The sequence below is a fragment of the Streptomyces alanosinicus genome (assembly GCF_014650595.1).
Classification (GTDB): Bacteria; Actinomycetota; Actinomycetes; order Streptomycetales; family Streptomycetaceae; genus Streptomyces; species Streptomyces alanosinicus.
This window is the reverse complement of sequence record NZ_BMVG01000003.1, coordinates 454,431-467,307: the sequence shown is the minus strand read 5'-3', so window position 1 is coordinate 467,307 and position 12,877 is coordinate 454,431. Positions and strand designations below refer to the sequence as shown.

The following is a 12,877-nucleotide window of genomic DNA, read 5'->3' as shown; positions in this document are numbered from 1 at the left end:
CGAGAAGTCACTTCATCAGGTCCACGGACTCGGGGCCATGGTGGAGATCACAAGGATGAATTGCGCTGTTCCTATGGACATCGCGTGCCAGAAATGTGGGCTCGATCACAGCGCCCGTGATCCAAGCCTGATCGGATGACCCGGTGCGCAAAATCCTTCCTCTCGCCCTCGCCGGGCTGTTCGCGCTGTCGGCCTGCCGGCTCGCCGGTCAGGACGACCCCGTCGACACCTCCCGCAGCCTCAACACCATGGCCGCGCTCCCGCTGCACGCCTACCTCCCGGACCCCGCGTCGGACGGTGCGAAGGTGATCGACAGGGCCCAGTGGGTCCTCGGCAAGCAGTGCATGGTCCGGCTGGGCTTCACCGGCTTCCGGATGCTGAGGACCGAGGCGGTCGAGTCGACGTACCCCGTCCGGCAGGGAGGGTTCACGAGCCGGGACACGCTGGGCGACGACAGCCCCTACGGCGTCGTCGACCCCGACCTGGCGTCCGAGCAGGGCTACCACAACCGCCAACCGGACGCCTCCGCCCAGCCCCAGGAGTGGCCCGCGGACCAGTACACCGCCCTCACCGGTGTCTTCGAGCCCTCGGACAGCCGCAGCGCGCACGGGCACCGCATCCCCGAGGGCGGCTGCCTGGGCCAGGCGGCACGGCGGATCTACGGCCCGCCGCCCAAGGTGACCACGGTCAACGGCCTGAAGCTGTCCGGCTACTACTCGCGCGCCATGCAGCTGTGGTACGAGTCCCACAAGCAGGCGAGCAAGGACCCGGCCTGGAAGAAGGCGGACAGCGCGTGGTCGGCCTGCATGAAGAAGAAGGGCTTCGCCTACTCCGACCCGGACAAGGCGTCCCTGGACTCCGACTGGTTCGGTCAGGTGAAACCGTCGGACAAGGAGCGGAAGACCGCGGCCGCCGACGCCCGGTGCAAACTCGACACCGGCTACGTCCCGGCCGTGCACGCCGTCGAGGCGCGCGCCCAGAAGACCCTCATCGGCCGGGACAAGGAGAGCCTGGAGGCGATGCGGACGACGTACGAGCGGGCGGTCAGGAAGGCGCGGACGATCGTGGGCCAGGTGTCATGAGGCGCGGCAGAGGTGCCGTGCCGGTCGCTCTCGGCGCGGCGGCCGTCCTCGCCCTGGCCGGCTGCGGCACACAGCGGCCGGGCTCCCGGGCAGACACGGACACCGATGCCGGTCACGGCCCGGTCGGCACCGACACTCTGTGCCCGTCCGGCACGCCCCGGTACGGCGCCCCGCCCACCGAGGCCCCGCCCACCGAGGCCCCGTCCGCGACCCTGCCTCCGCACACCTCCCGGACCCCGCTGCCCCTGCCCGCCGGCACCCCGGCCCGGGACGGGGTGCGGGTCACCGGCCTGTACGGCGTGCCCCGGAGCGACGGTTGCGCACCCGCCCGCCTCTCCGCCGACTTCACGGTCACCAACCACGGGAAGACGGCGATGAGATACGCGATCACCCTCGGCTTCCGGACGGAGTCCCAGGGCGCCGCCCACACCGTGACCCAGACCGTCCCCTCGGTCGAGCCCGGCCGGACCGTGCGGGGCACCGCCGTCACCGGCGAGCTGCCTGGGCCGGCGGCGACGGTGACGGACGTGTCCGTCCTGAAGGTACGGAGTGTCCCCGTGGACGAGGCTCCCTCGGCGGGCGGCGCGTGCCCCGCCTCCGGAGTCCGTGCCTACACCGACCAGGGCGACGCCGCCATGGGCCTGCGCGTACTGAGCCTGTACCTGGAGAACTGCGGCACGCGCGCCTACCGCCTCGACGGCCGCCCCGAGCTGCGCGTCCTCGACGCTGGCCATGCGCCGGTCCCCGGCGTCGAGGTCGTCCCCGGCGACCGGATCGCCACCGGCACCGGCACCGGCGCCGACGGCACGTCCCGGCCCGTCACCCTCCAGCCCGGCGAGCGTGCCTACACCGTCCTGGTCTGGCGCAACACCACCGAAGCCGGCGACCCCGTCGACGCGCCGTACGTCCGCGTGCGGCCGCGGCCCGGCGCCCGTCCGGTGACGCTGACCCCGGAGCTGGACCTCGGCACGACAGGGAAGCTCGGCGTGGGGCCGTGGAAGCGGGACAGCGGCCGCCGGTGACACCGGAAGGAAAACGGGGCGCTGCGGGAAAACCGGTGGTCAGCGAGGCCTGATACCGGAAGACTCGGGCATGTGTTCCTGACGATCTCCACACGCGGCGACGCCGCCCACCCGGCCACCGACCTCGGGTATCTGCTGCACAAGCACCCCGACAAGGCGCAGAAGTTCTCCACGTCCTACGGCACGGCGCACGTCTTCTACCCGGAGGCCGACGACCGGCGCTGCACGGCCGCGCTGCTGCTGGAGATCGATCCGGTCGCGCTGGTGCGGCGGGGCAAGGGCAAGGGCCGCGGCGGCGCGCCGGACGCGGCGCTCGCGCAGTACGTCAACGACCGCCCGTACGCGGCCTCCTCGCTGCTCGCGGTCGCGCTCAGCGCCGTCTTCTCCAGCGCCTTGCGCGCAGTGTGCACCGCCCGCCCCGAGCGGGCCGCCACCCCGCTGCCCCTGCGCGTCGAGGTACCCGCGCTGCCCGCCCGAGGCGGCCCGGACCTCGTACGACAGCTCTTCGAGCCGCTCGGCTGGTCGGTGAGCGCCGACCCCGTGCCGCTCGACACCGAGTTCCCGCAGTGGGGCGACTCGCGCTATGTCCGCCTGGTGCTGGAGTCGGAGAAGCTGACCCTCGCCGAGGCGCTGCGCCATCTGTACGTGCTGCTGCCGGTCCTCGACGACGCCAAGCACTACTGGGTCTCCTCCGACGAGGTCGACAAGCTGCTGCGGGCCGGTGCGGGCTGGCTGCCCGGGCACCCGGAGCAGAAGCTGATCACCAGCCGGTATCTCTCCCGCCGCTGGTCGCTGACCCGGCAGGCGATGGAGCGACTGGAGCTGGTGCGCCTGGCCGAGGCCGACGACAGCGAGGTCGAGGCGATCGACAACGCGGTCCCGGAGGACACCGAGGCGGCGGCCGAGGAGAAGCCGGCCCCGCTGGCCGTGCAGCGCCGCGAGGCGATCCTCGCCGCCCTGCGGGAGTCCGGTGCCGCCCGGGTGCTCGACCTGGGCTGCGGGCAGGGCCAGCTGGTGCAGGAGCTGTTGCGGGACGTGCGGTTCACCGAGATCGTCGGCGTCGACGTGTCGATGCGCGCGCTCACCATCGCCTCCCGGCGGCTCAGGCTGGACCGCATGGGCGAGCGGCAGGCCTCCCGCATCCGGCTCGTCCAGGGCTCGCTCGCCTACACCGACAACCGGCTGAGGGGCTATGACGCCGCCGTGCTCAGCGAGGTCATCGAGCACCTCGACCTGCCCCGGCTGCCCGCCCTGGAGTACGCCGTGTTCGGGCACGCCCGCCCGCGCACGGTCCTCGTGACCACCCCGAACGTCGAGTACAACGTCCGCTGGGAGACCCTGCCCGCCGGCCATGTCCGGCACGGCGACCACCGCTTCGAGTGGACCCGCGAGGAGTTCCGCGGCTGGGCGGCGACGGTCGCCGAACGGCACGGATACGTGACCGGGTTCGTACCCGTCGGGCCGGACGACCCCGAGGTCGGGCCGCCCACCCAGATGGCCGTGTTCCACCGTGCCGACACCGAGAAGGAGGCGAAGGCGGCATGACCGAGACGCAGCACAGGGGACGGGTCCTGCCCGTCACCGACCTCTCCCTCGTCGTCCTCGTCGGCGCCTCCGGCTCCGGCAAGTCCACCTTCGCCCGCCGGCACTTCAAGCCGACCGAGGTGATCTCCTCGGACTTCTGCCGCGGTCTCGTCTCCGACGACGAGAACGACCAGAGCGCGACCCGGGACGCCTTCGACGTCCTGCACTACATCGCCGGCAAGCGGCTGGCCGCCGGCCGCCGCACCGTCGTGGACGCCACCAGCGTGCAGCAGGACGCCCGGCGTCAGCTGATCGAGCTGGCCAAGCAGTACGACGTGCTGCCCATCGCCATCGTGCTGGACATACCGGAGGAGGTGTGCGCCGAGCGCAACGCCGGTCGCACCGACCGCGCCGACATGCCCCGCCGGGTCATCCAGCGGCACATCCGCGAACTGCGCCGGTCCCTGCGGCAGCTGGAGCGCGAGGGCTTCCGCAAGGTGCACGTCCTGCGCGGGGTCGAGGAGGTGGAGAGCGCCGGCGTCGTCACCGAGAAGCGCTTCAACGACCTGACCCACCTCACCGGCCCCTTCGACATCATCGGCGACATCCACGGTTGCTCCGCCGAACTGGAGTCGCTGCTGGCGAAGCTGGGATACGCCGATGGCGTGCACCCCGAGGGCCGTACCGCCGTCTTCGTCGGCGACCTGGTCGACCGCGGCCCGGACACCCCCGGTGTGCTGCGCCGGGTGATGACCATGGTCGAGACGGGCAACGCACTGTGCGTGCCCGGCAACCACGAGAACAAGTACGGCCGTCACCTGGCGGGCCGCAAGGTCCAGCACACCCACGGGCTCGCCGAGACCGTCGCGCAGATGGAGGGCGAGAGCGAGGAGTTCAAGGGGCGGGTCCGCAGGTTCCTCGAAGGACTGGTCAGCCACTACGTCCTCGACGGCGGAAAGCTGGTCGTCTGCCACGCCGGTCTGCCCGAGAAGTACCACGGCCGCACCTCCGGCCGGGTCCGCTCGCACGCCCTGTACGGCGACACCACCGGCGAGACCGACGAGTTCGGGCTGCCGGTGCGCTACCCCTGGGCGGAGGACTACCGGGGCCGGGCGGCGGTCGTGTACGGCCACACCCCGGTCCCGGAGGCCACCTGGCTGAACAACACCATCTGCCTGGACACCGGCGCGGTCTTCGGCGGCAAGCTGACCGCGCTGCGCTGGCCCGAGCGGGAACTGGTCGACGTACCGGCCGAGCGGGTCTGGTACGAGCCGACGCGCCCGCTGCGCTCCGAGGCGCCCGGCGGACAGGACGGCCGGCCGCTGGACCTGGCGGACGTGTACGGCCGCAGGGCCGTGGAGACCCGGCACGCCGGCCGGGTGGCGGTCCGCGAGGAGAACGCGGCGGCGGCCCTGGAGGTCATCAGCCGCTTCGCCGTCGACCCGCGGCTGCTGCCCTATCTGCCGCCGACCATGGCACCGACGGCCACCTCGGGGATCGAGGGCTACCTGGAGCACCCCGTCGAGGCGTTCGCGCAGTACGCGGCGGACGGCGTCGAGCGGGTCGTGTGCGAGGAGAAGCACATGGGCTCGCGGGCCGTGGCCCTGGTGTGCCGGGACGCGGCGGCCGCGCGCGAGCGGTTCGGTGTGGAGGGGCCCACAGGATCGCTGTGCACCCGTACCGGGCGGCCGTTCTTCGACGACGAGTCGGTGACCGAGGAGATCCTCGGCCGGCTGCGCTCGGCGATCGAGGACGCCGGACTGTGGGACGAACTGGCCACCGACTGGCTGCTATTGGACGCCGAGCTGATGCCGTGGTCGCTGAAGGCCTCGGGGCTGCTGCGGAGCCAGTACGCGGCCGTCGGCGCCGCGTCCGGCGCGGTGTTCCCGGGGGCGCTGGCCGCCCTGCAGGCCGCCGCGGCACGCGGCACCGACGTGGCCGCCCTGCTGGACCGGCAGCGGGAACGCGCGTCCGACGCGGCCGCGTTCACCACTGCCTACCGGCGCTACTGCTGGACCACGGACGGCCTGGACGGCGTACGCCTCGCCCCCTTCCAGCTGCTGGCCGTCCAGGGCCGCAGCCTCGCCGCGCTGCCGCACGAGGAGCAACTGGCCCTGATCGACCGGCTGGTGGAGCACGACGGCACCGGACTGCTGCAGACCACCCGGCGGCTGTACGTCGACACCGGCGACCCGGAGTCGGTGCGCGCGGGTGTCGACTGGTGGCTGGAGATGACCGGCCGCGGCGGCGAGGGCATGGTCGTCAAGCCGGCCGGCGCGCTGGTCCGCAACGCGGAGGGCCGGCTGGTGCAGCCCGGCATCAAGTGCCGCGGCCGTGAGTACCTGCGGATCATCTACGGTCCCGAGTACACCCGGCCGGACAACCTCGCGAAGCTGCGCCGGCGGTTCCTGAACCACAAGCGGTCCCTCGCGCTGCGCGAGTACGCCCTCGGCCTGGAGGCCCTGGACCGGCTCGCGGACGGGGAGCCGCTGTGGCGGGTGCACGAGGCGGTGTTCGGGGTGCTGGCCCTGGAGTCGGAGCCGGTGGACCCGCGGCTGTGAGACCGGTCAGCCGACCAGCCGCAGCCGCTGTCCGCACACCCCGAGCCGGACCGTCTGCCCCCAGGTGAGCTGGAGCGCGTCGGTCTCGATGCCGTCGCCGAAGGCGATGAGGCGGTCCGACTCCACCGTGAGGGCCAGCGCCGCCGACGCCCCCAGCTCGCCCGCCACCAGGCTCGTCCCGGTGGCGGGCGAGGGCCAGGCCTCCCGGACGAACCACACCAGCCGCTCCTCGGTGGGGGAGGGCAACGCGATCCGGCTGCCCCGCTCCTGCCACACGGAGCGGAGCCAGCCGGTCGCGCCGGTGCCGGTCCCCACCAGCACCCCGGAGGACGCCTGGGCCTCGACGACACCCCCGTCGTCCTCCAGGCCCAGGCGGTACCGGGCGGTCTGATGACCGGGGGTGCCCAGATAGATCTCGTTGAGCGCGAGCAGCCGCTGGCTGTCGTCGGCGACGGCCTCCACCATGGTGAGTTCGTCCGCCGCGGTGCCGGCCGCCGCCGGCAGCAGCGTCGCCGCGTCGTCCGGACGGTGCCGGACCAGCACACCGGGGTTGCGGCCGGGATCGGTGTCGATGCCGATGACCGGCTGGCCGGTCAGGTACTTGGCGGTGTTCGCGACCAGCCCGTCCTGGCCGATCACCACGACCACGTCCTCGGGCGCGAACAGGAACCGGTCCAGGTCGCCCCGCTCCACCTGTGCCTGCCGCCAGCTCAGCGGCACCGCCGCCGTCACCTCGGCCAGCGCCCGGCGGGCGCGCCGGTGGCGCTCGGCGACCTCCTCGATGTCCCGGCCCCGGGAGGCGAGGAAGAACGCGGCCTGGCCGTGCGTGCCGTGCCGGGCCACCAGCTCCGCGTACTCCGTGGTGCGGTGGACCAGCACGGCGCGCGGGGCCAGGCTCATTCGCCCGCCCCCGTACCGAGCTTGGCGAGCAGTCCGGTCAGCACGTCCGGCGAGACGGTCACGCTGTCGATGCGCGGCAGGTTCTCCGCGAGCCGGGTGGCGGTGAGCGCCCGCAGGGTCGTCGCCCCGTCGACGCCGGCCTCCGTGTGCACCCGCAGCCAGGCCGCCTGGGCCTCGGCCCGCGCCTCGCCCAGCTCCCGCGCGCCCTCGGCCTCCGCGCGCGCGACCCGTACCGCCCGCGCCGCCTCGGCGTCCGCCAGCAGCGCCGTGCGCGCGGCCTCGGCCTCGGCGAGCTGCCGTGAGCGGGCCGCCTCCGCCTCCGCGAGCTTCAGCGAGCGCGCCGCCTCGGCGTCGGCGAGCTTCACCGACCGCTCGGCCTCCGCCTCGGCCAGCCGCACCGACCGGGCCGCCTCCGCGCGGGCGCGCACCGCGTCCGCCGCCGCCTGCTCCTCGGCCTCCCGGCGCGTGTTGGTGCCCCGCTGCTCCACCAACTGCTCCTCGCGGCGGGCGAGTTCGATGCGGCTGGCCAGCTCGTTCTCGGCGATGGTCCGCTCCCGCTCGACCGCGACGGCCCGCCGCTCGTACGTCGCCCGGTCGGCCTCCTGCTGGATCTGTTCCCGGGCCGGCGTGCGCAGGGCCCGCTCCACCTCCGGCTCCGGCCGGAGCGCCATCACCCGTACGGCGACCACCTCGATGCCGGTGGCCGGCAGCCGCGGCTCGGCGCCCAGTCCGGCCGCGACCCGCTCGCGCACCGTCGTGACGCCGTCGGCCAGCGCCGCCGACAGCGGCGTACGGGCGAGGACGTCCAGCGCGTGCTGCTGGGCCGTCTCGGTGAGCAGGGTGCCCAGTTGCTCCAGCGGGGTGCCGCGCCAGGCGCCGGTGTCCGGGTCGACGGAGAAGTCCAGCCGGGCGGCGGCTACGGCCGGGTCGGCGATGCGGTAGGTGACCGTCGCCTGTACGGACACGTCCTGGAAGTCCGAGGTCCGGGCGTGGAAGGTCATCGCCAGCTCGCGGTCGTCGACCGGGACCTCGGACAGGGCCGCCGTCAGCGGCCGGAACCAGAAGCTGAGCCCGGGTCCGTCGTGCACCAGCGTGCCCGAGCGGTGGTGCCGGATGTGTGCGGTCGGCGCGCCGCGCAGATGGCGCAGGCCCAGGCGCCGGGTGATGTCGGCCATGGAGTCCCCCTCGTTTTTCGGCCCCGTTTTTCGTCATTGCGACGATAATCAGAAACTCCACTTCTCGTCAACGGGACGAAAACAGGAAAGAGCAGAAACGGTCGACAGCGGGGTGAAGACGGTCGGTGACGGCCAGGATGGAGGCATGGCATACCACGTCGACTCCGAGGCCGGGCGGCTGCGCCGCGTGATCCTGCACCGGCCCGATCTCGAGCTCAAAAGGCTCACTCCCAGCAACAAGGACGCCCTCCTCTTCGACGACGTGCTGTGGGTGCGCCGGGCGCGCGCCGAGCACGACGGGTTCGCCGACGTCCTGCGGGACCGCGGGGTCGCCGTCCACCTCTTCGGGGACCTGCTGGCCGAGACCCTGGAGCTGCCCGAGGCCCGCACCCTGGTCCTCGACCGGGTCTTCCACGAGAAGGAGTACGGCCCCCTGGCCGCCGACCACCTGCGCGCCGCCTTCGCCGCCCTGCCCCCGCGCGAGCTGGCCGAGGCGCTCGTGGGCGGCATGACCAAGCGGGAGTTCCTTGAGGCGTACCCGGAGCCGACCTCGGTCCGCTTCCATGTGATGGACCTCGACGACTTCCTCCTTGGCCCGCTCCCCAACCACCTGTTCACCCGCGACACCTCCGCCTGGATCTACGACGGGGTCGCCATCAACGCCATGCGGCTGCCCGCGCGGCAGCGCGAGACCGTCCACTTCGAGGCGATCTACCGCCACCACCCGCTGTTCCGTGCCGAGACGTTCCATGTCTGGTCCCAGGGACAGGCCGACCATCCCTCCACCATCGAGGGCGGCGATGTGCTGGTGATCGGCAACGGCGCCGTCCTGGTCGGCATGAGCGAGCGGACCACCCCGCAGGCCGTGGAGATGCTCGCCCACAAGCTGTTCGCGGCCGGCTCGGCCCGTACGATCGTCGCGCTCGACATGCCCAAGCGGCGCGCCTTCATGCACCTCGACACCGTGATGACCATGGTCGACGGCGACACCTTCACCCAGTACGCCGGGCTCGGCATGCTCCGCTCCTACACCATCGAGCCGGGGGACGGCGAGCGGGAGCTGAAGGTCACCGACCATCCGCCGGAGCACATGCACCGCGCGATCGCCGCCGCCCTCGGCCTCGGTGAGATCCGGGTGCTGACCGCCACCCAGGACGTGCACGCGGCGGAGCGCGAGCAGTGGGACGACGGCTGCAATGTGCTCGCCGTCGAGCCGGGCGTCGTCGTCGCCTACGAGCGCAACTCGACCACCAACACCCATCTGCGCAAACAGGGCATCGAGGTGATCGAGATCCCGGGCAGCGAACTGGGCCGGGGCAGGGGCGGACCCCGGTGTATGAGCTGTCCCCTGGAGCGGGAGGCGGTGTGAGGCGGTCCTGTGGGCCAGCCCTCTGTATAAGAATGCTGACTGTCGTATAGAATTCCATAGTCAGTGCACCCGTACCTCTGGAGCGCCCCCATGGCGACAGTCCCGACCGCCCTCGCCGGCCGCCACTTCCTCAAGGAGCTGGACTTCACCGACGAGGAGTTCCGCGGCCTGGTCGAGCTGGCCGCCGAGCTGAAGGCCGCCAAGCGGGCCGGGGCCGAGACCCGGCAGCTGCAGGGCAAGAACATCGCCCTGGTCTTCGAGAAGACCTCGACGCGCACCCGCTGCGCGTTCGAGGTCGCCGCCGCCGACCAGGGCGCCCACACCACCTACCTCGACCCGGCCGGCTCGCAGATCGGGCACAAGGAGTCCGTGAAGGACACCGCCCGGGTCCTCGGCCGGATGTTCGACGCCATCGAGTACCGCGGACACGGCCAGGGCGTGCTGGAGGAGCTGGCCGCCTACGCCGGTGTCCCCGTCTACAACGGCCTCACCGACGAGTGGCACCCCACCCAGATGCTCGCCGACGTGCTCACCATGACCGAGCACACCGACAAGCCGCTGACCGAGGTCGCCTTCGCCTACCTCGGCGACGCCCGCTACAACATGGGCAACTCCTACCTGGTCACCGGTGCCCTGCTCGGCATGGACGTACGGATCGTCGCGCCCCGGCTGCTGTGGCCGGACGAGACGATCATCGCGCTGGCCCGGCAGCTCGCCACCGTTTCCGGCGCCCGGATCGCGCTCACCGCGGATGTGCGCGAGGGCGTGCGCGGCGCGGACTTCATCGCCACCGACGTCTGGGTCTCGATGGGCGAGCCGAAGGAGGTCTGGGACGAGCGCATCGCCCTGCTCGGCCCGTACGCCGTGACCATGGACGTCCTCGACGCCACCGGCAACCCGGATGTGAAGTTCCTGCACTGTCTGCCGGCCTTCCACGACCTCGGCACCGCCGTCGGCCGCGAGATCCACGAGCGGCACGGGCTCACCGAGCTGGAGGTCACCGACGAGGTGTTCGAGTCCGAGCACTCCGTCGTCTTCGACGAGTCGGAGAACCGGATGCACACGATCAAGGCGATCCTCGTGGCCACTCTGGCGGGTACGTCACACAGCGTTGCCTGACCCGCGCCACCAGGCCTTATCCTGACCGGCGGCCCGGGACCACCCCGCCCGGTGCCGCCGCCGCGGCCCACCCGGTCGCCCGCACCACCCAGAAACGAGCACCACCCGTATGCCCGCTCCCCGTATCAAGTCCCCGCATCTGCTGGTCGCCGAGTCCGGCGCAGACCGCGAGGGACACGGCCTGAAGCGCACGATGGGCCTCTTCCAGCTCATCTGCTTCGGCGTCGGCGCCATCGTCGGCACCGGAATCTTCGTCGGCCTCTCCGACTCCGTCGCCCAGGCCGGCCCCGCCGTCGTCGTCTCCTTCATCCTCGCCGCGATCACCTGCGTCTTCACCGCGTTCTCGTTCGCGGAGCTGGGCGGCGCGATCCCGGTCTCCGGCTCCTCGTACTCCTTCGCCTACGCGGGCCTCGGCGAGTCCACCGCCTTCCTGGTCGGCTGGTGCCTGCTGCTGGAGTACGGCATCTCCATCTCGGCCGTCGCCGTCGGCTGGAGCCAGTACGTCAACGAACTGCTGCACAGCATCACCGGCGTCCAGCTCCCGGCCGCGCTGTCCGCCGGTCCGGGCGACGGCGGCATCGTCAACCTGCCCGCCGTGATCGTCATCGCCATGGCCTCCGTGCTGCTGGTGCGCGGAGTGCGCGAGAGCGCGCGGGCCACGGCCGCCATGGCCGCCGTGAAGCTCGTCATCCTGCTGGCCTTCTGCGCCATCGGCTACAGCGCCTTCAAGCACGGCAACCTCACCCCGTTCTCGCCGGCCGGCCTCGGCGGCATCGGCGCGGGCACCACCGCCGCGTTCTTCTCCTACATCGGCTTCGACGCGATCACCACGGCCGGCGAGGAGGCGAAGAACCCGCGCCGGGACATCCCGGTCGCGATCATGGTCTGCATGGGCATCGTGACCCTGCTGTACTGCGCGGTCGCGCTGGCCGCGATCGGCGCCATCGGCGGCAAGCAGGTCGCCGGCCGCCCCGCGGCCCTGTCCTATGTCGTCAACGAGGTCACCGGCTCGGCCGTCGGCGGCGGAGTGATCGCCTTCGGCGCGGTCGTCGCCATCGCCTCCGTCGTCCTCGCGGTGATGTACGGCCAGACCCGCATCCTGATGTCGATGTCCCGGGACGGCCTGATCCCGCGCGTCTTCGAGAAGGTGAACCCGAAGACCTCCACCCCGGTCGCCGGCACCCTGATCGTCGCCGTCGTCTTCGCCCTCCCGGCGGCCTTCGCCTCGCTCGACGCCGTGATGAACCTGTGCACCATCGGCACGCTCGCCATCATGGCCGTCGTCAACATCGTCGTCATCGCCCTGCGCCGCCGCGAACCGGGCCTCGCCCGCAGCTTCCGGGTGCCCCTGTACCCCGTGGGCCCGCTGCTCGGCGTCGTCTTCTGTCTGTACCTGATGTACGAGACCGGCTGGCAGACCTGGCTGCAGTTCGCCGTGTTCCTCGCGGTCGGCCTGCTGATCTACTACGGCTACGGCCGCCGGCACTCCACGCTGGCCACGGCGGCCCCCGAGGTCACAGCGAGCGCCGCCGCTGAGAAGGAACCGCAGGCAGTGTGAACCACACCGCCTTGCCCGACGAGGTGGGGCGGTGACCGCAGGACGAGCTGAGGGCGCGGATCAGCAGCAGCCCGCGCCCGCCCTCCTGCCAGGGGTCGGGCGGCTCGATCACCTGCCGGCCCAGCCGGCCGGGCGGCGCCGGGTCCGGGTCGTGCACCTCGACCTGGCAGCCGGTCGGCAACAGCTCCACCACCAGCTCGATCGGGCCGCGCCCGACGGCGTGCTCCACCGCGTTGGCCACCAGCTCCGCCGTCAGCAGCTCGGCGGTGTCACTGTCGGCCGTGTGCTCCACCTCGGCGAGGGCCGTGCGCACCAGGGCGCGGGCCACGGGCACCGCCGCCGCGGTGTGCGGGAGCGCGATGCGCCAGGAGGCCGATTCGGTGGGGCGTTCGTGCAAGGTGAGTCCGTTCATGGAGCAGGCTGTCCTGCTTTCGACTGTAGGAATGGTACGGGCCCGGTCCCAGGGACGGTCGGCGGGCTTCGCCCGGGACCTTCGGCCCCGGTACCGGGCTGTCTACCCCGGCGAACGGTCCGCCTCGCCTGCCGGTGCCCCTTGTTACGGCGCTG

10 protein-coding genes are annotated in these 12,877 nt (G+C 72.5%); 7 read left to right on the top strand and 3 right to left on the bottom strand.

All coding sequences use genetic code 11. The features are described from left to right. Window positions 1–143: 143 nt before the first annotated feature. The 4 genes from IE277_RS10635 (at window position 144) to IE277_RS10620 (ending at window position 6,189) form a co-directional block, all read left to right on the top strand. Window positions 144–1,082: a hypothetical protein gene (locus IE277_RS10635; RefSeq protein WP_189950851.1), complete on the top strand. Its 939-nt coding sequence runs from the start codon at window positions 144–146 to the stop codon at window positions 1,080–1,082. Next, on the top strand, window positions 1,079–2,104 hold the full coding sequence (locus tag IE277_RS47050) for a DUF4232 domain-containing protein (RefSeq protein WP_229881192.1): 1,026 nt from the start codon (window positions 1,079–1,081) through the stop codon (window positions 2,102–2,104). The genes IE277_RS10635 and IE277_RS47050 overlap by 4 nt, the downstream gene beginning before the upstream one ends. Before the next feature lie 72 nt (window positions 2,105–2,176). After that, on the top strand, window positions 2,177–3,649 hold the full coding sequence (locus IE277_RS10625; RefSeq protein WP_189950848.1) for a 3' terminal RNA ribose 2'-O-methyltransferase Hen1: 1,473 nt from the start codon (window positions 2,177–2,179) through the stop codon (window positions 3,647–3,649). Next, window positions 3,646–6,189 carry a polynucleotide kinase-phosphatase gene (locus tag IE277_RS10620; RefSeq protein WP_189950847.1) on the top strand — a complete coding sequence of 848 codons (2,544 nt, stop codon included), beginning with the start codon at window positions 3,646–3,648 and terminating at the stop codon, window positions 6,187–6,189. The genes IE277_RS10625 and IE277_RS10620 overlap by 4 nt, the downstream gene beginning before the upstream one ends. 6 nt (window positions 6,190–6,195) lie before the next feature. On the opposite strand, the gene IE277_RS10615 is transcribed toward IE277_RS10620, so the two are convergent. Both IE277_RS10615 and IE277_RS10610 read right to left on the bottom strand, forming a co-directional pair. After that, window positions 6,196–7,089, bottom strand: coding sequence for an NAD(+)/NADH kinase (locus IE277_RS10615; protein WP_189950845.1), 894 nt, complete (start codon window positions 7,087–7,089; stop codon window positions 6,196–6,198). Further along, complete coding sequence (locus tag IE277_RS10610) at window positions 7,086–8,264, bottom strand: SPFH domain-containing protein (RefSeq protein WP_189950842.1); 1,179 nt, start codon at window positions 8,262–8,264, stop codon at window positions 7,086–7,088. Before IE277_RS10610 ends, IE277_RS10615 begins: the two co-directional genes overlap by 4 nt. A 145-nt stretch (window positions 8,265–8,409) precedes the next feature. Here IE277_RS10610 and IE277_RS10605 point away from each other — a divergent pair, with 145 nt between their 5' ends. The 3 genes from IE277_RS10605 (at window position 8,410) to IE277_RS10595 (ending at window position 12,310) form a co-directional block, all read left to right on the top strand. Then, the gene (locus IE277_RS10605) at window positions 8,410–9,633 is read left to right on the top strand and encodes an arginine deiminase (RefSeq protein ID WP_189950840.1); all 1,224 of its coding nucleotides are present in this window, start codon (window positions 8,410–8,412) and stop codon (window positions 9,631–9,633) included. Between the two features lie 90 nt (window positions 9,634–9,723). Further along, window positions 9,724–10,752 carry an ornithine carbamoyltransferase gene (gene argF, locus IE277_RS10600; RefSeq protein WP_189950838.1) on the top strand — a complete coding sequence of 343 codons (1,029 nt, stop codon included), beginning with the start codon at window positions 9,724–9,726 and terminating at the stop codon, window positions 10,750–10,752. A gap of 109 nt (window positions 10,753–10,861) precedes the next feature. Continuing rightward, on the top strand, window positions 10,862–12,310 hold the full coding sequence (locus tag IE277_RS10595) for an amino acid permease (protein ID WP_189950836.1): 1,449 nt from the start codon (window positions 10,862–10,864) through the stop codon (window positions 12,308–12,310). Here IE277_RS10595 and IE277_RS10590 read toward each other — a convergent pair. After that, the gene (locus IE277_RS10590; RefSeq protein WP_189950834.1) at window positions 12,267–12,722 is read right to left on the bottom strand and encodes an ATP-binding protein; all 456 of its coding nucleotides are present in this window, start codon (window positions 12,720–12,722) and stop codon (window positions 12,267–12,269) included. The genes IE277_RS10595 and IE277_RS10590 overlap by 44 nt on opposite strands. Window positions 12,723–12,877 lie beyond the last annotated feature (155 nt).